Genomic DNA, 19,593 nt, shown 5'->3' on the forward strand with positions numbered 1-19,593 from the left:
ATTAGGTATATAAAAATGTGGGAGGTTTTATATGCCTGATTTAATGCTTGTACTTTTTTTATTTAACCTTTCTTTATTTTTTTTGCATGAAATGGATGCTATAAGGCGCTCTGAATGGCGATTGTTTATTGTACTAAAAGATATGGAAGATGCTAAGGCTTATAAAGTATTTACATTGATTCACCTATTTCTTTACGTAATTATCCTTTCCTTACTTTTCAGTGAGTATCAAACAATTACTTTTTGGGTCCTTGATGCATTCTTTATCATTCATGGAATTTTGCACTTATTTTTTGAACGGCACCCTCGAAACGACTTTAAAAATTCGTTTTCAAGATCGATTATTTATTTTATGGGGATTCTTGCTATAATTCATTTATTATTTTTAATTTAGATTTAAGTCATATCTAATAAGATGTGGCTTTTTTATCTGGTCGTACATCTCCAAATTATGTATATTTATGTAAAGGAGGAATAAAAATTGAAGAAAAAATTAATAGTACCATTTTTATTATTGCTAGGTATGCTTCTAACAGCATGTAGTCAAGATAAGGAAAAAGAGGGTGGAGCTGAAAAAGAAGTTGCTGCTGTAAACTCAACTGAAAATACAGCGGATGGAGAGCCACTAAAAGTTGATAAAGGAGTTTTAAATGTTGAAGTAACAATACCAGGCACTTTTTTTGAAGGTCAAGATATAGAAAAAGTTATAGCTGAAGCGAAAAATGATGGAATCAAGGAAGTTATAAAAAATGAAGATGGTTCTATTACTTATAAAATGTCTAAAGCAGAGCATAAAAAAATGATGAAGGAATTAGAAGAAGGGATTATTAAATCAGTAGAAGAAATTAAAACGAGTGAAGATTTTACCTCTATTAAAGATGTAAGTTATAATAAAACATTTTCAGAATTTACATTGTCAGTCAACAAAGAAGAATTTGAAAATAGCCTTGATACAATTGCTTCTTTCGGACTCGCAATTACAGGTATGTATTATCAGTTATTTAATGGAGTAGATCCAGAAAAATATAAGGTGACAGTCATTTTCAAAGATGAATCGAATGGTGAAGTGATTAATACAATTGTTTATCCAGATGATTTAAACGAGAAAAATTAATATATTGGTAAAGAATAACACTCCAAATATAAACCAGAATGAATTCTACGTTTGTAGAATTATTCTGGTTTTATTTTGTTAAACTAAATGCTTTTCTAATTACTGTAGAAAAGGACAGTTTAGTTTGAATTACAAATGGTTCCTGTTTTTATGCCAGTAGGTCCATTAAATCCTGGTATTGTATCAACTACCGTATTTGTTGCAATATCTATTACTGACACGGTATTGTCAGCCTGATTTGTAACATATGCAAATTTTCCATCTGGCAAGATTGTGACTTGGTCTGGAGATAAACCAACAGGGATTGTTGCAATGACTAGATTTGTAGCGGTACTTATGACTGATACAGTATTAATACCTTTATTTACAATGTAAATAAGTGTGCCATCAGGAGTTATTGCTGTTCCAACAGGCCCTGTTCCAACAGGGATTGTATCAACTACAGTATTAGTCACGGCATTAATTACAGAAACAGTGCTACTATTTTCATTTGTGACATAAGCAAATTGACCATTAGGTGTGAAAACGATTGATCTAGGGCGAATTCCAACAGGTATTGTAGCAACTACAGTATTTGTAGTGGTATTAATAACTGAAACTGCATTCGAATTTTCATCTGCCACGTAGGCAAAAGCCCCATTTGGCGTGAACGCAATACCTTGAGGTTGAAGCCCTACTGGAATCGTCGCTGTTACAGTATTAGTCGCTGTATTTATGACAGATACAGTGTTTGATCCGTGATTGGATACATATGCAAGTGCTCCATTTGGTGAAATCGCCACACCAAGCGGATTAACTCCAACCGGAATAGTAGCAACTACCATATTTGTTGCAGTATCAAAAACTGTTACATTATTTGAGAAGAGTGCAGGAACATAACCAAATTCGCCATTTGGTGAAATCGCGACTTCGAGAGGAGCACTTCCTACTGGAATGGAAGCGACAATAGTATTAGTTGCTGTATCGATGACTGACACTCTATTATCGGGAGTTTCTAATTGACCAGCGTCTGTAACATATACGAGATAGTTACAGCTTGGTTGTACAGGTAAATATGGTGGTTTACAACTACAATTACAACAAAAACCGCAGCAGTGACAATGACAACTAGGATTTGTTTTAAACTTGAACTTTTTAAAATTACTAGGTTCCTTTTCCACACTGAACCTCCTTCTAATCGTATATGGTTAGAATATGTACAACTAAACTATATCCTTTGTATGTTGTCCTATACAAAATATTTCTTATATGTGGAAAGTCTGTATTTACTTATGTTTTTAAAATTGATTTATTTTTAAATCGTTAGGCGTTCAAGAGAAGATGGAGGGGATTTAAACTGAATAGGAAGATGCTTAGAAAAATTAGATTTTTTTGATGGTCATTTCCATTAAATAATTATTTTCATGATTAATTTTTTTCACCTTTGAAAATCCACATTTTTCATAACATCGAATTGCTCTTTCATTCGATATTTCAGGGTCTAAAATTATGATTTCGACGTCAGTCGTTTTCAAAATAAAATCAATAAAATTACTAACCATTATTGTCCCATAGCCTTTATTAAACAGATTAGGAATACCAATAAATTGGTCTATTCCATAAATCACTTGATTTTCGAGATAACCGAAATCTTTTTGCTCATGTATTTGTATTGGATAATGTTGCATGTATCCTATAGGTAGATCGTCTAACTCAACAATAAAAGGAGAAACAGTGCTTTCACCACGTACTCTTGGTTCATACTTTTTCCTCACTTCTTCAATTGTATAGGGTGAATTAATATCTCCATAAAATTCTAATACTTCTTTTGTACTTAACCAATGAGTCATTAAACGATAATCATTAGCTGTCATTTTCCTAATGTTTATTTTGTTTGTAATCAAGATTTGTTTCCTCCTTTAAATTTTTTATTAAAATTTAAGTATTATACTACGCAAATATAACAACGTGGTAATGCTTGTAAGTCAAGGAACAAGTGAAAAGTTGATTTAAATTATAGGTTGAATTTTCCAAAATAGACAGTCAAAATGAAGATTAATACATGATTGATTTTCTTTTTATTTTGGATACCTAATAATTATTATAGGACTGTCATTCATACAATAATTACTTTTATAAAGTTTTTAGCTTGGAGAAATAAGGGGGATGAAGATGGAAAATGTGAATATTTATGAAATCATTGGCGTTTCGATTGATCCTATTTATGAGGCACTAAATCAGCTTAGTGAAAATGAAGAAATCCTTATCGGAAAATATACCATTCGAAAAACAGCTAAATTTTTCGAAATTGAAAATAAAAACTTGCATGAATGCTTCAAAGAAAAAGAAAATTGCTATCAATTTTTAAGCAATTTGCTCATGGCAAAATAAAAAAGCTACGGTTATGAGTATAGTGCTTTAAGGTAATAATATGATTGCATTCTAATTTACTGAAATAACCAAATATTGTATAATTTTATTAATGATTTCATATAGTTAGGGGGATTATTATTGGATATCGAGTTTATTAACAGCAAGATTTCAGAACACTTATTAAGTGGTGCATCTGAAGTAAGTTTGTTTTTAATTGAAAAGATTAAAACTCATGATGCTTTAGATTATTTTTCATTTAAACCATCTTTAAGTCGGTCTTTGCAATTAGATATTGTAAAGGTTATCCAACCAACTATTGATAAATTAGTGGGAAAAGAGCAAGTTGAATTTAATGAAAATGGTCGACCAAATGGTGTCGTTGAATATTGTGAGCCTTCATATATAGGGATTACATATGATAATTTATTTAAAAGCTTACAAAAACCAGGTGAATTGCTGAATGAAGGTACCCAAAAAGATTTATACTGTATAAAAATTGAAATAGAAATGGGGAAATTTGCTTATATTTTAAATCGTATTCCTCAACTTAAGAAGTTTACGAAAGGTCTATGGGGAACATTGGCGGACTCTACATTTAGAAAAGTCTCAGATTCATTTATAGGAATTGAACCTGGATTTGATTTACTTATTTTTGAAGACGAAGTGCTTGTAATTAATAATATAGCGATGCAAAGAATTTTCGATTTAAAAACAAAGTATGTTCAGAATACTAATTCTGTATTAACAGTCTTTGAAGAAACGAATAAGTTAGAAGGATTTGAACAGTTTAAAAATGATAGTATTGAGGATGGTAATATTGTAAAGAGAGTTTCAAGATTGATGACAAGGCCTGAAAGAATGACGAGGTTTGTTGACAATTTTGATAAAGTAGAAGAAATCATTATGGAATTTGACTTAAATATCGAATTAAACGAAGAAAAAACGAAAATAAAATATACTGATAAAAAACAATTAAACGATATAGTCAAGTTACTTAACGACGCTTATTATAAAACTGTATTAACAGGAGAAAGAGGAAGCGATGACCTAAGGTAATTTAAGAAAGGGTGGGGGAAAATTGACAAATCTTTTTAAATTGTTTTTATTCATATCGTCCTACTCTCCATTGTATTTAATTGTAGCTCTTTCAATATACCCTTATGATCGTTTTAGCATCAATTCAATTATTCAAGATAAAGTAACGCTTACAGTGTATATTATTTTAATCGTATTATTTATCCTTTCATTTTTACCTATTTTGTATATAAAGAAATGTGAATTAAACAGCACAATTGTAGGTGAGCGTGTATCGAGAAAAAATGAAGAAATTTTAAGTTACTTAGTGACATATATAGTACCTTTATTGGCAATCGACATCACAGAAAAAAGTACATTGGTTACAAACGGAATATTGTTTATGTTAATTGGCTATTTATATGTTAAGTCTAATTTAATACATGTTAATATAACGTTTTTACTGTTTGGATGGAATACCTATGAGGATGAGCTTGGCCGAGTCTTAATTTCGAAGGAGAATCCAGACTATTTTAATAGAATGAAAATTAGTGGACACAATTTACATGTTAGAAAATTGGCAAACAATATTTATTTGCATAGAGCCTAATTTCTGAAACAAACCTTTATAAAACGCCTATTGCTGCACTGCAAAAGGCGGTTTTTTATTATTCAACGAGGTAAAGAACAGAAAGCTGCCACTGGAGAGCAAATAAAATAGAAACTCAGAAAAAGCCACCCCATTTAAATGAAGTGGCTGATTTTGTATAGTTGTTTGGATTTATTTATTAATTATTGTTGTGATTGAAATAATTGATCATTTATAAAAGCTTTTAAGAAAAATAGTTTATTTTCATTGGGCTCTCTATTATTTTCAGCCATAAAGCATTTTCTAGGGAAGAGGAATTAGGACAGTACATACAGAAAAAGAGGGAATAGGTAGATTTCTCTAAATCGGACGGTATAGGAAATTATTTTATTGAAAAAAAGAGATGAAAGTATAGATTTCTTAAAAAAGGAAATTGTATTAACTGGAGGTGATGATGATGACGAAAGATAAGAGAAATAAAAAGGATGTAGAAAGAGAAGAATTTGGAAATGATTTAAGTCCAGATGATTTAGATGTTCGTGAAGATAATGATCTTACAAAAGAACAATTTAAGAATGCGAATGAGAAGAATGAAAAACAAGAAGAAAATCAGTAAATACTAAATGAATAAAACCCCAGGTATTGAGGTGACCCCTAAAAGTTAGACACGGTTATTTCAGTTAGGCAGTATGAGTAAACTGAGTTCGGTATTGTACTGGACTAAAAACTGCACCTCCAATTGTTAGATGTGTCTAACAATGGGGGTGCAGTTCAGTAGTACTGGGGTTTTATTGTCGCTTATAAATTATTTTTGATTTAATTATAGATTCTATTTGCTGTTCTATATATTGAATTGTAAAAAGAGCATCAAATCTGATGCTCTAATATCAATGTTCTTAGCCATTATTTATTAATTAACGGGAAATTGCTCAGAGTTAATTCGTGTGTTCAGATAACTTTATAAATTCCTCTGGGGTAATGTGTTTTACCTTATAAGATATTACTGCTTTATCTGAAATCACTTTATGTTTTGTTGCAGCTTCACCAGGGGGGATTCGAAAAGTAATGTTAATTAGTTTATACGGAGGATTATGTGCATTTTCAAAAGTAATAACTCTTAAAGTAACGTCATAAAAGTCATTTTGTCTATTTCTTTCAATTTTTTCGATTCTTCCAGCAGTAAATAATTCATTATCACCGTATGAAGTCATTGTTTCAAGTATTGATTGGCCTAATTCGCGCAAAAAGGCTAATTCTATTACACTCGGGGGTTTATCTTGAGGGAAATATTCTGTATCGGATTCAGCAAAAGCATAATTAGTGACTAAGAAACACATTAATACTAACGAAATGATTATTCTTTTTCTCATATTCAATTCCTTTCTGCATTTGCCCTTGTTATTTGCAGATTAAAGAAGTTTTATGTATAGGAATTTTAAGCAAATAAAACAACGTGTTAATGATGGAGCATAATTGACCAATTCGGATATCTTTTTATATTTGATGTTTGCTATAGCTGTTCGAAAATCAATACCTTTGACAATTTTTGATGAGGTCTAACTCATTAGCATGAGGGCAAATGATATTAATTTAGTTGATAATTACCCCTATTTATTGTTTATTTTGATATAATTACCATTATGTAAATGAATCCTTATAGAAAAGCAAAATGAAATATAAAAATTTACACGAATGTGTTTGTCGAGAAGAATCAAAAAGGAAGCGGCTAAAATGTTTATACGGTGCGATCTAATTAATATGTCTGAAACAAAAGAATGCCTATATCTTAATGATTGATATAGGCGAAGTTTAAAATTATTCTGTTTTTAGAAGTGAATAAATATTTATATCTATAAAACTTTCATTAGAATTTTCGTATTGTCTAACTTGGTCTTCGAACGTGAAATTAAGTTTTTGTAATACCCTAATAGAATTTACATTTGCAGGCTCCACTTTTGCTTCAATTTTATTTAATTTTAAACTTTCGAAAGCGTAATTCAGTAGTGCCTTTATACCCTCTGGCGCAAATCCCATGCCCCAATAGGCTTTCGCAATATCATAACCGATTTCTGCCTTGCTATTTTCAAAGTCTATAAAATTGAATCCACACGTTCCTATTATTTCGTTGGATTTTCTTTCAATCATGCTGAACCGAATTGCTTCATTTGCCTGAGCCAATTCCTCAAGAAGTTCTATCATTTCTTTTGCTTGCGCTTCATGTGTAAAGCTAGTAATGTTCATATATTTCGTGACATCTGGATCAGACCAAATTTTAAATAAGCTATATGAGTCTGAAATTTCCATTCTTCTTAAATGTAATCTTTGGGTGTTTAGTTCTTTTATCAATTTTTGTACCTCCAATATTTTTAATCAGTTAGATAAAAAATATTGCCATCTGCGCATAGTTCAGTCCCTTCAAAGTTGTATAGTCTAATGATACCAAGAGGAGCAAAATAAAGAAATCTTAAAACCTTTAACACTTTTTGATTAATGAAAAAGAGAGTGTAGTAAATTAAGTTAATTAATTTATATTAAATATTTTAGGAGGAATAAAATTGAAGAGAATTTTTCCATTAATAATTCTTTTACTATTAGTTTTATCTGTATATCATTTTAAAGATAAGATAATTGTTTCAGGTGATGTTTCACAACAATATATAGAGCAATTTTTTAATAATGAAGAAATTTATGATACAGCGCATAAAAAATATGGGGTGTATAGCATGGGTGTAGATCAGAATGATAAATTATTACTTGTAAGTATGAGTGTATCTAATAAAGAATACAAGCAAGATGTAGAAAAATATTTTGAACAACAACTAAATATCCATCGTTTAAATGATTACAATATCGAAGTGTATTTATATGAAAATGGGTATAAATAATTTATTTAAATAATGGGTTTAATTACAAAATTAAAAGGTGGATAAAAGAACAGTATATAGTAAAAAATCAAAATTAAAACTATTTCTAAATTTGAAATCAATATTAGCAAAAATTTTCTAATTATGTGTTGAATATGCTAAGAGGCGATCTTATCATAAATAATTACATAGCAAGTTGATATTACTGTAAGAATCTTAAAAGCATTTATTTAATTTATGACAATGAACTAGAACTATAAAGGGGAATACGTATGATAAAATATCCATTTTTAGAAGTGGGGGCAACAATTGGCGTTACAGCACCTTCATCGGGGGTACCCAGTGAGCTGCATGATTTATTGAAAACAGCATGCATTCGTATGGAAAAGGAAGGATATAAAGTCCTTTGTGGAGAAACTGCTTGGACACAAGAGAAAGCAAAATCTGCTTCAGCTAAGAAGCGTGCCGAAGAGTTTAATAACATGATCATTAATGATGAAATCCATATTATTATTCCTCCTTGGGGAGGAGAATTACTTATTGAGACACTCGAATATATTAATTTCGGAAATATTCCAACTAAATGGGTATTAGGTTACTCAGATATCAGTCTTTTATTATTGGCTATTACATTAGAAACAGGTATAGCTACCGCACATGGAACGAATCTAATAGATTTAAGAGGAGAGTATTCTGATGACACGACAGCAATGTGGCAGTCGGTTTTAGCTCTAAAAAAAGGTGAATCAATCGTACAACATTCTTCAGACCAATATCAAAAGGATTGGCATTTTGATAAGCCTACACCATATGTTTTTAATTTTACTGAGAAAACAAACTGGAAAACTACTGCAGATAAACCTGTTAAAATACATGGGCGTTTACTAGGGGGTTGTATTGATTCGATTAGACATTTAATTGGAACAAGATTTGGTGAAATACAGAAATTTTCAGAAACTTTTATTAAAGGGGAATCTGTTATATGGTACTTTGAAAACTGTGAGTTATCTACTACCGATTTGCGTAGGACATTTGTACAAATGAGATTAGCTGGATGGTTTAATAATTGTTCAGGGATAATGTTTGGTAGAAGTAATGCTGAAACCTCTGTTGAAAATTATACAGTCGAAGATGTGTATGAGGAGCTTGCTAAGGAGCTTGAAATTCCGATTATATACGACATCGATTGTGGTCATTTACCGCCACAAATAACATTAATCAACGGAGCATTTGCAGAAGTGCAAACGTATAACGGTAAAGGAACTATTTTGCAACACTTTATTTAAATATAAAATGTAAAGCAACATCTAAAAACGTATATAATATGCGGTTAAGGATACTATTATCAATTAAATATACCTTACTGACTTTAGGAATGTAATCTATACAAGGGTCACCCTGGGATAGGAGCGACCCTTTAGAAACAAATCAGGAGGAAGTTTGCTTAACACTATTATTTATATGCAATGTTAACTTGGATTTTATAGTTAATTGCCTTTCGAAAAATAAAAAATATTAAAGAGCTTTAAAGATTTTGGGAAATCTTTCTTTCAATAGTATTACCCAAACAAAGTACCTACTACTACAAGGTACATTTTCGCTAACAAAACCAGCAAGGTAAAAAATACCGAGCTGGTTTTAAGTGTGAAAATATAACTTTTAATCTTTTAGACTGAATGATGACTAACTTTTAGTAATTCCCACTCGCTACGTAAAATGCCCATTTTAATTGCATCATAGTATTTTCCGTCAACCATTCGTGCGTCTCTAATTTTTGCCTCTAATTGCATCCCCAATTTATCTGCTACTCGCATCATTCTTTCATTGCCGGACCAAGTAGACATACCTAAGCGATGAAGAGTAGTGTTTTCAAAAAGATAGTCAATCCATAAGCTATAAGCCTCAGAACCGTAGCCACCATTCCAGTAATCTGAATTATATGTAACAATCCCTGTTTCAAGCCAATTCGTATTTTTGTCAACCCAATAAGCTCCGACAACACCTATAAATTGGTCATTTACTGCCATGACTAATGTATTTGGGACACCTTCAAATAACTCTTCCTCATTGGCCCATTCCTTTAAAAATTCTGTTTTAGTCATTTGCTTTTCTGGAATATACGGTCCATTCCATTTCTTAGCGGCTTGTGTTTTATCAACATATTTCCAATAATAAATTTCTTCTAAATCTGCAATTGTAGCTGTACGTAACGTAACTCTTATTCCTCTTTTGTGAATCATGATCATTCTCCCTTTATCGCCTATAAAAACACTAATTTTATAATAACATACATATATGCATAAATTGTCAAAAGTAAACTGGACTTTACTTCAAAAAATGAAGCTTTGTGTTATACTTGTCTGATTTTAGAGGAGATCCATTCTTTATGTCGAATTAGTACATAAATGGAGGGATACTATTGTTAACCAAAATTAGAAAAGTTAAGTTTGAAAAAGAAAGAAAAAATCCTATGTATAATGTTGTTATGGAATGTCCAGATGGGAAGGAACTTTTTGTTAAGTTTGATTATACTTATGCTACAAAAAATTTTTGGCCATTGGAAGTAAATTATAATAAAAAAAATTATGGCGCAAAGCTCGCATGGTATACAAGAGAAGTTGAAAATATGACGGTTGAATTGTTCCTAGAAACTATTGCAAACAAAATAAATAAAAAATATAACTTCGTACTACAGAATTAATAATAGGAAATTTTATTTTAGGTCCTTCAAAAATTGTTGTGAAAGGTCTTTGTGCACTTTAGGAACAATTGTGTTAGCTTTGAGAGGAAAAGTTTGATGAAAATATTCCAATTTTATAGATTTTTTTTTATGATTAAGTTGGAGGGGATATTAGATGTTTAGTAATACAGCGAATATGTTTAAGCAAACTACAAATCTTATAAATGCATTGAATAAGCTAAAACAAAACCTATCTTTTGTAAAATCAAATGTAAATAATGATAAAACGCTAGTTATCTATTTTTTAAGTAATGCGTATAGTGACTTTAATTTATTTAAAACGATCTATTTATCTGTAACGCCTGGCGATCAAAAAATCGAAACATTTTTACAAGAATTTGAAAAGTTTTTTGTAGATGCAAATAAATATTTAGTATTTATTACTGAAGATAGTATCGAAGATAAACTTCATAAAGAAGTGGTATTATCAATAAATGAATTAGAAAGATATTTGTTAAATCAGTTAGATATGTATAGATAATTTCATACGCACTTTTGACATTCCTTATAGTAGGAGTGTCTTTTTATTTAAAAAGCAAACTTGTCCCTCTCATTACAAGTGTAACTGGGGGAGGGCATAAGAAAGAGGTTAGTGGAAAGAAGGAACTGTTAGAGAAGATGATTTAAAATTAAAAAGAGCTGCCCCAAAAAGAACAGCTACTTAAAAATTTATTTGACAGCCTTTAAAAAAGCCTTCCCTTTGTTGTAGATAAATCTTTCCCACTTAGCTAATAGCCCATTTCCATTCTCACCATTGTCTAATGCTAAAGCGTGATTTTTATGGAATTCTTTTACCCGTTTATTATGTTCTTTTTGCCATTGATGTAAAGGATTATGTTTCATTTTTTAGCCTCCTTTTAGTTATTTAATTATATGGTTAGTATGGATAAATTAAAAGCAATAAATATTTAATCAATAGAAAATATAATTGGTAGTTTTGCGTAATGAATATATGAAAGAAATTGTGCAATAACAAAAAAAGCATTGCAATATGCAACGCTAAGATCGATGGATTTCAGACAACTTTGCTATGCTAAAAACAAAAGATATCAAACCGCCAATCAAAAAAATATACGCTACTAATATTGACATAGCTTCTAAGTTGTTTGTAAAGATTCTATATGCCCCTAAAGCAAATAATGCCAAACTACTTACTGGGCTAAGTAATATTCTACTCTTATCAGTCAATAAAACACCTCCTAATATTGGGATTGTTAATTTGTTAACAATACAGTGAAGTAGAGAAGTTTACACAATATGATTTTTCTTTTTATCTTTTGTTTTACGAAATAACAATGATGCCATGAATAAAAAAATTGTTAGCCATAGCCATAAGGAAAAGAGAAAGTATTCCAGCGAACTCGTTATTATTTTTGAAATAATCCCAAACGGATAAAAATCAGAAAATTGTCCCGAAGTAAGCAATATAAATGTATTTTTCGAATTTTTTAAAATAAAGTCCCTCTAAATGTAATTTATGTAAAAAAAACATAAAAAACCTTAAAATAAAATAGTAACGTAATGATAATATATTTTCGCTTTATTAATAATCCCTTTGTTAATACTAGCATTTGTATACAGTATATTGGATAATTACAGGAACATAGGAGGTATGAAATTTGAATATCAAACGAATAGATCATATAGGTGTAATCGTAAACGATCTCTCTGCCGCTAAAAAGTTTTTTATCGATTTTGGGCTTGAGGTGAAAGCAGAATGGGATATGGAAGGAGAGTTAATGGGATATGCAGTTGGGCTTAATGACGCTAAAGTAGCGTGTGTTGGTTTGGGAACATCAGACGGTCCAACATGGATAGAGCTAATCAAATTTTATTCGCCATCAGATGATACAGATATTCAGCAACCCTTTGCAAATACACTAGGTATCCGCCATATAGCATTTACTGTTGAAGATATTGAAGCTGTTGTTGCCAAATTGAAAAAGAATGGGTCCGAAATCTTTAGTGAGATACAGCAGTATGAAGAAAGTTATAAATTATGCTATGTTCGTGGTCCAGAAGGAATTATTTTGGAGTTGGCTGAGGAAATCAAGTAAGCATGTTAATTAAAATGAAGATGTAACTCTTTGTTACTTAGTGGTGGATGTTTGTACTGTTAAGATGTTAAACCTGAAGCGGTGCAACACTTCAGAGCAAGAAATTAGACATTGGTAAGTGAACTATAATAAAAGGCAAGTAGATACTTAGTGTAATTATTATCGTCAGCAATCATATATAATAGTGACAAAAGCCTATGACTAAAGTTATAATTCTTTTGGGGAAATAAGTAGAAATATTACTGACGGATCGCCGTATGTGATGAAAATCACCTGTACGGTGAAGGCTCGTTATAAAACCTAAAAAGAAATGGTATAAGACGAGAATAGCTTGTTAGCAGCACCAACTTTAATAACGGATTCTACAAATAACTACCTAGACAATGTATTGGAAATTAGCTTCTCTTCTAATAGTGCTTGGGAATCTAAATTAAGTTCCATATCAATTAGTACGGACGGCGGAGTAAATTTTATTCCTTTAAATTTTATTTCTTCATGGGTTAGTCCAGGAAAAATCACAATTCCTAAAGGTATGCCTTCAGGTTTGTTGATTTTCAAGTTTCATGCTACCGGCTATGAAGATGCTGTTGTTAGTCAAACTGTACTTAAACCATTAGCCGAAGTTAGAATAAAAACAAAAGACGCTAGAATTGTACAAGTGGACAACTCAATTGGATTTATAACAGTTAAATCGACAGCAACAGTCGCTGAAATTAAAGCAGCAATTGAATCTTACAATGGCTCCGCACAAAGTTATATGTTCAGAAAAAATATCGGTGATGATAATTTCGACTATACAGAATCAAATACGATATCAGAGATCTATGTATCATGGTTGGACATTATCTCTGAAGATGGTTCGTCAAAAGGGCAATATTTAATAAATGTTATTAAATGAACAAAATGAGAACGTCCATTATGGCGTTCTTTTCTTTTTGCACATTTGTTTCAGTTTGTTTAGTGAAGAGCTTGATACATGAAATAAGGAATGAAAGTCGTTACAAACTAATTATTTAAACGATAGAACTATTTTAGAGGGGAGTATATATTAGATGTGAGAATGATTGAGCCAAAAATGACCTATAATCTTGGACAAGTTATTTTGCTAACACTGTACCTGCCTGAAATCACATAAGGAAAATGGCATGACGAGCGATGAGGTTGACGAAACGCATGGGACGCCTATGCGTATTTTGACATATAGTAATAATCAAGTGAAAGCGATGGGTGTAAAATGGAAGGTGCAATAGGCGGCTGAATACAGTCAGAACAACGTGTATGTAAAGTATGGTTATAGGGTTACGGGAGAGTGGGACAAGAGAGAAAATTGGTTCTAATATAGAAACATTTAGATATTGAGATAGCATTCAATCTAACAGGTTATTCAAGTATTTACTTTTTAGGATTCACTTCATAAACAAAGTAAATCCTTTATTTGTACAGAAAAACTTGCAAGTTATCATTTTGGTCGATTGTCGCTAATATAACATCTTTAATGTCTACGTTATATGTTGATGTAAGATTGTTTATTAGCCAATTTTCAGAAAACTTAGATTTTTTTAACTCATAGTAATCAATTTTTCCTTCTTGAATGAGGATAGAAGGGAGGGAAAAAGGTTCAGGTACTACCTTTAAATCTGCTCGCGTTGGAGTTTGATGTTGCGGATAAATAAAACTTGAAATAGATCCGTCTGGTTCCCATAATGCAAGAGCAATTTTTTGAATATCTTCTATCTTTTCTTTTCGTAACTCTGATAATAGAAAATCAATAGTAATCCTGGCCTTTCGTAAGTTTGTGGAAACAATTTTCCCATTTTGAATAAGTGGAATTGGAGGTGGATCCATAAAATGTCGAAACGAAATCCATTTCATACTCAATAATACCCCGAGTAAATATAAAATAATTAAAACCGACATGGTAATCATGGAACCCTTTAATCCTAATCCTTCATCAGACAAGGGATGAGCAATGATATTACCAAGAGTTATTGCCATAACAAAATCGAGTAACCCTAACTGAGAAATTGAACGTTGCCCCATAATTTTTGTTGCAAAAAGTAAAAAGAAAAAAGTAACAATTGCTCTGAGAATCCATTGTATTGCTGTAAGAGATTCTTGACCATGAAAGAAATCCACATTGATACATCCTTTCCTGTTAAATCTTTATTTATTATCTCCATTAACATCATTATTATGTGTTTGTTACATCTAACACGGGCTTGATATGAAGAAAAAACTGTGTGAAAAGATAATTACAAAAAGTCTAGGATATTGTTACTGTAATTACAGCAGAGGAATAAACAATGGAGGGGGAAATGTCCGTTAAAGAAGGATTCGTACCACAAGAAAATGGAACAGGTTTCTTATTAAAGAAAAATAATAATTTAAGGAAGGTAGTGTTAATTAAAGATTATTCAGTAGCACACGTAGCTCTTTTTCTTTATTAAACTAACGATGCAGGTTAGTTAAAGAAGAACTTAGAACATTGTTTCGATATGGAAGCAAAGCAATGGGGTTAGAACAGCTATTTTATGGATTATTATATGTACTTTTAAACGGAGGCCGATGTTGGAGAGTTATATACTACTTTCCCTAGTTACATTATAGTACGAAGTTAGTAAAGATAAATACCAATCGTGAGTATTAGATTTTCGAATGAACTCGATAAATAATAACAATTATATTTCTAGTAAAAGAAAGGTTAGTGTTGAAAGCTAAAGGTGATTTAAAAAGAATTACTATAGGTATTGTTAGCTCACTTTTTATCTCTAGTGTAGCTAATAGATTAGCAGGAAGTCATATAAGCTATAGCTACTGAGGAGATAGTCGTATTTATATATTTTATCCATGGCCATCAAAGACGTTGAAAGCTTATATATTTCTTTCAGAGATCCTATTCTACTATGAAATCTGCTATTTTCCCATCTAGATTTTTAATCATCAACATCGAATTTTCCTGAATGATTCCTGTATCTACGAAACCAAATGAAACGTATAATGATCTAGCTATGATATTACTTGTTCGATAAAAGAGGGCTACATATTCTGCTTCCCCATATGGCATGGTTTCAATATCCATCAACATTTTTTCAAATGCAATTTTGCCATATCCTTTTCCCTGATAACTCTTTTCAATCATAATATGCCAAATAAAATAGCACTTCTTCCCGTAAAAACCTTCATTTTCAAATGATTCATGATCCAGCGTATCGTAAATATACATCAAAAATCCGACCGCAATTCCATCAGCATAAATGGCAATGGGAGTCGCAGGTATCCCATCTGCGTTCAACATATGAGCGTCTGCAAAGCTTCTGAGGTTAGTAGTTTCTATAAAGTCTTTCTGGTTTTCTTCAACTTCAAGCGCAATTACTTCATCTATGTTATCCCCGGATATTTTTCGAAATTCAATCATTTTTTTATCTCCTCTCCTCTCCTAAGACAAGCTACTCCCATACATACCTAAAATATTTCAAATAACCTTTCCATAATTCTTAAATAGGGTACACAAAATATTAAATAATGCTAACTTTTTCCACTATGATTTCTCATCCTTTTTCCTGTCAAAATCCATCGTGTTAAGGCAATTGTATCATATATATATTTACAAATTATAGTGTTTTATTACAAATTATAGGTTTTGGTTACAATTGATCATTCTCGCTTGGCGTAAAAGAAGGAAAGGGTTTAATTTATTTCCAATCGAACAATGAATATGAAGATGAGTCCGGTTATTACCATTTTCTTCAGGAAGCGGAGAAAAGTGACGCGCTATTTCAAAGATGTCCTGGGTATTAAATGAGTGAAACGTTCTTCAAATACACAATGAACCTCTTGATTTACAGAAATTTCGGGTATTTGTGCAAGTGCTTCTTCGATTATTGTACAAGGTGATTATCGTGATATGGAAGCGATGAAACAATTGTTTATAAACAAACAACCCGAATATGTAAACCTATAAACAAAAACGAAAAAGTCAGCGAAGCGTTAAAGCTGATGATGGATGCACAATAAGCAGTAAATTGCAGAAGGTGAGTGAGGCTATCGATGTAACTGATTAAATGTAATTGATCAGATTGAAGAGGAATTAGTCGATGAACAATAATTTTGCTTATAAGTAAAACTTGTCGTTTCTTGCGCTTACCCGGGAAATTATTTTGCGTATGTGGGCTAGGTGAGTAATTGAAATGCTCAGATGATAAATGTGAAACGATGAGAAGTTATACATACCCAGTAGATAATATACAAAACTTTTCTTATATTTAAAAACTATTGAAGGTTATGCGATTAAGAAAATAGACTAACCATAAAAAAAGTTACATCGTTTATCCATTTGGATGGTATAATTTTACGTATATTTAATTTAGAAGGAAGTGAATTCATGAGAGATTTAGAAAAAATCAAACTCGTGAAGCCACCATTTCCCAAGCTACGATGTTTTTCTTTCAAACCTATAATTATCTAGGAGAGGATTATTTTGAAGAAAAACATCGGAAACAAAACACCTAGCTTATTATTATTGATTGTTTTAGTAGGCTTCCCACAAATTAGTGAAACAATTTTTAGCCCATCATTACCTTCTATCGCAGAAGTGTTTGAAACTTCTATGAGTGATGCACAGCTTACGATGAGTGTGTACTTTATCGCATTTGCCTTCGGAGTATTTTTCTTTGGCCGTCTATCCGACAAAATTGGTCGTCGGAAGGCAATGCTTTATGGGCTGTTTTTATATTTTGTTGGTAACGTACTTTGTTTAGTAGCAAATGAAATGGCAGTTTTATTAATCGCACGCTTTATTCAAGCGTTTGGTGCGAGTGTCGGCTCTGTCGTGACACAAACGATTTTACGCGAAAGTTTTTCTGGTGTTGAGCGGCATAAACTGTTTGCTCAAATTTCAGCTGCCCTTGCCTTCACACCTGCCATTGGCCCATTAATCGGTGGTTTTACCGATTATTATTTTGGCTTTAAAGTCGTATTTTTCGTGTTAGTTGCTATGAGCATTATTGTCTTTTGCTATGCGTATATACGCTTACCTGAAACAGCGCTAACAACAATCGAAATGAAGCCTATACTACCAATAGTGAAGCGCATGATTACAAATGCGCGTCTATGGCGCTACGGCGTATTAATTGGCGGTATTAACGGTGTATTATTTAGCTATTATACCGAAGCACCATTTATTTTTACGCAATACTTTACACTAACAAGTGCGGTATATGGTTTTTTAGGTATTATCGTTGCGCTCGCTTCTATTGCAGGTGCGATGCTTTCTAAACGACTTGTTAGCCACACAAAACCTGAGAAGATTATCGTACAAGGGTTAGTCATGATGCTCATCGGTACATTGCTCGCTACATCGGTGCATTTTTTACCGATTGTATTACAAATGCCAACTATGATTGTTAGTGTGTTCATTATTTTATTTGGTACAGGTACCGCTTTACCAAACTGTTTAAGCTTAGCGCTCGTTGACTTTCAAGACGTCATTGGTTCTGCGGGTGCGATATTTAGCTTAGGTTATTATTTACTGGTCAGCGCTATAATTTATGGTATGAGTATTTTCCATAATGGAACAGTTTTAGCGATGCCACTATATTTTTTAGTAATAGGAATTGTTATGCTTTTAATAAGCGTACCCTTACTTAATAAAAAGCTGTGAATTCTCACGTTACGTTATAGGGACCACGTTTGAACTTTATTTTAAAGCTACTCTAATCGTTCCATTATATTAAAAAATTATCAATTATATAAAAGTATTCTCTTTTGAACTGCCCCGTAAAAGTTAGACACCAATCTAACTTTTACGGGGGTTTTTTATGGTAAAAGTAAGAGCTGCATTTTCACTCCAAATGGTGTAGTATAGCAAACTAGAACAAGAAATTGATAGTCAAACTCAAGCAACAGTTATGAATTTCAGTCAAAGGAATGAAGTGAATTAATAATGTTGTAAATATAATAGATATTGTTATGTTGTTTTCTATCCTAAATAATCAAAAAGATAGTTCATGGAGAGGATGATTAGATGAGTAAAGACTTTATTATTTTTGGAGCAAGTCAAGGGCTTGGCGACGCCTTTGTAAAAGGTCTACCCACAGAGGGAGATACAGTATGGATGGTGTCAAGAACACGACCAGAAAGTTTGGATATTAATGATGGCGTAAATCGCAAATGGCTCTCAATAGATTTATCAAGTCAACAACAAATCTATGCTTTAAAGGAAACATTAAAAGACATTGCAATAGATGTATTAATTTATAATGTTGGAGTATGGGAAAAGCATGGTTTCGAGGATGACTATACATTTGATAAGGATGAAATAGAAGATATTTCTAACTTAATCAATATAAATCTAACTTCTACCATTACGTATATTCAGGCGCTTCTACCAAACTTAAGACAAGCTAAAAATGGAAAAGTCATTTTAATTGGTTCAACGGCAGGCCTAGATCATACAAACAGTTCACAAGTTTCATTTGTTGCATCTAAATTCGGCTTACGAGGTATTACAAATGCTCTACGTGAACATTTGAGAAAAGATAAAATCCCTGTCACTTGTATTAATCCAGGGGAGCTGGCTGCAGAAGTACCTTATGAAGAAGGTGCAGAAAAGGCAATTGATTTATATGAAGGTACACGTATACCTGTACAAGATATTGTTTCTATTGTGCAATGTGTGATTAATTTATCACCAGTTTCATGTGTTAAGGAAATTATTATCCCTTCAATAACAGACTTAAATGCTTAATCGTTTCAAAATAAGTAAATTTAATTACAAATATAAAGATTTTAAGCCTTTTACAATCGTCTATGGAGGACTTTTATTAGGCAAAAAGGGATCTGTTCAATGAAAACTGATACACTTG

General features: G+C 31.7%; 24 protein-coding genes. 15 read left to right on the plus strand and 9 right to left on the minus strand.

Going from position 1 to position 19,593, the window contains the following annotated elements; all coding sequences use genetic code 11:
- The first annotated feature begins 31 nt into the window (after positions 1-31).
- Together NSQ74_RS14400 and NSQ74_RS14405 are read left to right on the plus strand one after the other, a co-directional pair.
- Entirely contained in the window at positions 32-394 is a 363-nt protein-coding gene (locus tag NSQ74_RS14400; RefSeq protein WP_340824192.1) for a DUF6713 family protein, read from the plus strand.
- A gap of 87 nt (positions 395-481) precedes the next feature.
- A complete protein-coding gene (locus NSQ74_RS14405) occupies positions 482-1,114 on the plus strand; it encodes a hypothetical protein (RefSeq protein WP_340824193.1) in 633 nt (210 codons plus the stop codon).
- A gap of 119 nt (positions 1,115-1,233) precedes the next feature.
- On the opposite strand, the gene NSQ74_RS14410 is transcribed toward NSQ74_RS14405, so the two are convergent.
- Together NSQ74_RS14410 and NSQ74_RS14415 are read right to left on the minus strand one after the other, a co-directional pair.
- The gene (locus NSQ74_RS14410; protein ID WP_340824195.1) at positions 1,234-2,274 is read right to left on the minus strand and encodes a beta-propeller fold lactonase family protein; all 1,041 of its coding nucleotides are present in this window, start codon (positions 2,272-2,274) and stop codon (positions 1,234-1,236) included.
- 201 nt (positions 2,275-2,475) lie between these two features.
- The gene (locus NSQ74_RS14415) at positions 2,476-2,997 is read right to left on the minus strand and encodes a GNAT family N-acetyltransferase (RefSeq protein WP_340824196.1); all 522 of its coding nucleotides are present in this window, start codon (positions 2,995-2,997) and stop codon (positions 2,476-2,478) included.
- Positions 2,998-3,265: 268 nt separating this feature from the next.
- On the opposite strand from NSQ74_RS14415, the gene NSQ74_RS14420 reads away from it, so the two are divergent.
- From NSQ74_RS14420 to NSQ74_RS14435, 4 genes are all read left to right on the plus strand, one after another.
- Positions 3,266-3,484 carry a hypothetical protein gene (locus NSQ74_RS14420; RefSeq protein WP_340824197.1) on the plus strand — a complete coding sequence of 73 codons (219 nt, stop codon included), beginning with the start codon at positions 3,266-3,268 and terminating at the stop codon, positions 3,482-3,484.
- A gap of 120 nt (positions 3,485-3,604) precedes the next feature.
- Positions 3,605-4,522, plus strand: coding sequence for a DUF4868 domain-containing protein (locus tag NSQ74_RS14425; protein ID WP_340824198.1), 918 nt, complete (start codon positions 3,605-3,607; stop codon positions 4,520-4,522).
- 22 nt (positions 4,523-4,544) lie between these two features.
- Positions 4,545-5,090, plus strand: a complete 546-nt coding sequence (locus tag NSQ74_RS14430) for a hypothetical protein (RefSeq protein WP_340824199.1) — start codon at positions 4,545-4,547, stop codon at positions 5,088-5,090.
- Between the two features lie 436 nt (positions 5,091-5,526).
- Positions 5,527-5,685 carry a hypothetical protein gene (locus tag NSQ74_RS14435; protein WP_340824201.1) on the plus strand — a complete coding sequence of 53 codons (159 nt, stop codon included), beginning with the start codon at positions 5,527-5,529 and terminating at the stop codon, positions 5,683-5,685.
- Positions 5,686-6,004: 319 nt separating this feature from the next.
- On the opposite strand, the gene NSQ74_RS14440 is transcribed toward NSQ74_RS14435, so the two are convergent.
- On the minus strand, positions 6,005-6,439 hold the full coding sequence (locus NSQ74_RS14440) for a hypothetical protein (RefSeq protein WP_340824202.1): 435 nt from the start codon (positions 6,437-6,439) through the stop codon (positions 6,005-6,007).
- 445 nt (positions 6,440-6,884) lie between these two features.
- Complete coding sequence (locus NSQ74_RS14445; protein ID WP_340824204.1) at positions 6,885-7,415, minus strand: GNAT family N-acetyltransferase; 531 nt, start codon at positions 7,413-7,415, stop codon at positions 6,885-6,887.
- Positions 7,416-7,624: 209 nt separating this feature from the next.
- Here NSQ74_RS14445 and NSQ74_RS14450 point away from each other — a divergent pair, with 209 nt between their 5' ends.
- Both NSQ74_RS14450 and NSQ74_RS14455 read left to right on the plus strand, forming a co-directional pair.
- Complete coding sequence (locus tag NSQ74_RS14450) at positions 7,625-7,954, plus strand: hypothetical protein (protein ID WP_340824206.1); 330 nt, start codon at positions 7,625-7,627, stop codon at positions 7,952-7,954.
- 251 nt (positions 7,955-8,205) lie between these two features.
- The gene (locus NSQ74_RS14455; protein ID WP_340824207.1) at positions 8,206-9,219 is read left to right on the plus strand and encodes a S66 family peptidase; all 1,014 of its coding nucleotides are present in this window, start codon (positions 8,206-8,208) and stop codon (positions 9,217-9,219) included.
- Between the two features lie 381 nt (positions 9,220-9,600).
- Here NSQ74_RS14455 and NSQ74_RS14460 read toward each other — a convergent pair whose 3' ends face one another.
- On the minus strand, positions 9,601-10,173 hold the full coding sequence (locus tag NSQ74_RS14460; protein ID WP_340824208.1) for a GNAT family N-acetyltransferase: 573 nt from the start codon (positions 10,171-10,173) through the stop codon (positions 9,601-9,603).
- A 179-nt stretch (positions 10,174-10,352) separates the two neighbouring features.
- Between NSQ74_RS14460 and NSQ74_RS14465 the strand changes: the two genes are divergently transcribed.
- Both NSQ74_RS14465 and NSQ74_RS14470 read left to right on the plus strand, forming a co-directional pair.
- A complete protein-coding gene (locus NSQ74_RS14465) occupies positions 10,353-10,634 on the plus strand; it encodes a hypothetical protein (RefSeq protein WP_340824209.1) in 282 nt (93 codons plus the stop codon).
- Positions 10,635-10,788: 154 nt separating this feature from the next.
- Positions 10,789-11,154, plus strand: coding sequence for a hypothetical protein (locus NSQ74_RS14470; protein WP_340824210.1), 366 nt, complete (start codon positions 10,789-10,791; stop codon positions 11,152-11,154).
- Between the two features lie 188 nt (positions 11,155-11,342).
- Here the strand turns inward: NSQ74_RS14470 and NSQ74_RS14475 are convergent, their stop codons facing one another.
- A complete protein-coding gene (locus NSQ74_RS14475) occupies positions 11,343-11,516 on the minus strand; it encodes a hypothetical protein (protein WP_340824212.1) in 174 nt (57 codons plus the stop codon).
- Between the two features lie 156 nt (positions 11,517-11,672).
- On the minus strand, positions 11,673-11,861 hold the full coding sequence (locus NSQ74_RS14480) for a hypothetical protein (RefSeq protein WP_340824213.1): 189 nt from the start codon (positions 11,859-11,861) through the stop codon (positions 11,673-11,675).
- Between the two features lie 431 nt (positions 11,862-12,292).
- Here NSQ74_RS14480 and NSQ74_RS14485 point away from each other — a divergent pair, with 431 nt between their 5' ends.
- Both NSQ74_RS14485 and NSQ74_RS14490 read left to right on the plus strand, forming a co-directional pair.
- Positions 12,293-12,730 (plus strand): VOC family protein, encoded by a 438-nt coding sequence (locus NSQ74_RS14485; RefSeq protein WP_340824214.1) that lies wholly within the window; start codon positions 12,293-12,295, stop codon positions 12,728-12,730.
- Positions 12,731-13,061: 331 nt separating this feature from the next.
- On the plus strand, positions 13,062-13,628 hold the full coding sequence (locus NSQ74_RS14490; protein ID WP_340824215.1) for a hemoblobin-interacting domain-containing protein: 567 nt from the start codon (positions 13,062-13,064) through the stop codon (positions 13,626-13,628).
- 533 nt (positions 13,629-14,161) lie between these two features.
- Here NSQ74_RS14490 and NSQ74_RS14495 read toward each other — a convergent pair.
- Positions 14,162-14,866 carry a DUF421 domain-containing protein gene (locus tag NSQ74_RS14495; RefSeq protein ID WP_340824216.1) on the minus strand — a complete coding sequence of 235 codons (705 nt, stop codon included), beginning with the start codon at positions 14,864-14,866 and terminating at the stop codon, positions 14,162-14,164.
- Positions 14,867-15,045: 179 nt separating this feature from the next.
- Between NSQ74_RS14495 and NSQ74_RS14500 the strand changes: the two genes are divergently transcribed.
- Positions 15,046-15,177, plus strand: a complete 132-nt coding sequence (locus NSQ74_RS14500) for a hypothetical protein (RefSeq protein ID WP_340824217.1) — start codon at positions 15,046-15,048, stop codon at positions 15,175-15,177.
- 446 nt (positions 15,178-15,623) lie between these two features.
- Here NSQ74_RS14500 and NSQ74_RS14505 read toward each other — a convergent pair whose 3' ends face one another.
- Positions 15,624-16,145, minus strand: coding sequence for a GNAT family N-acetyltransferase (locus tag NSQ74_RS14505; RefSeq protein ID WP_340824218.1), 522 nt, complete (start codon positions 16,143-16,145; stop codon positions 15,624-15,626).
- A gap of 1,062 nt (positions 16,146-17,207) precedes the next feature.
- Here NSQ74_RS14505 and NSQ74_RS14510 point away from each other — a divergent pair.
- Positions 17,208-18,389, plus strand: a complete 1,182-nt coding sequence (locus tag NSQ74_RS14510; RefSeq protein WP_340824219.1) for a multidrug effflux MFS transporter — start codon at positions 17,208-17,210, stop codon at positions 18,387-18,389.
- Between the two features lie 363 nt (positions 18,390-18,752).
- Positions 18,753-19,475 (plus strand): SDR family NAD(P)-dependent oxidoreductase, encoded by a 723-nt coding sequence (locus NSQ74_RS14515; protein WP_340824221.1) that lies wholly within the window; start codon positions 18,753-18,755, stop codon positions 19,473-19,475.
- Positions 19,476-19,593 lie beyond the last annotated feature (118 nt).

Origin of the sequence: Lysinibacillus sp. FSL W8-0992 (assembly GCF_038008685.1) — a bacterium.
GTDB lineage: Bacteria > Bacillota > Bacilli > Bacillales_A > Planococcaceae > Lysinibacillus.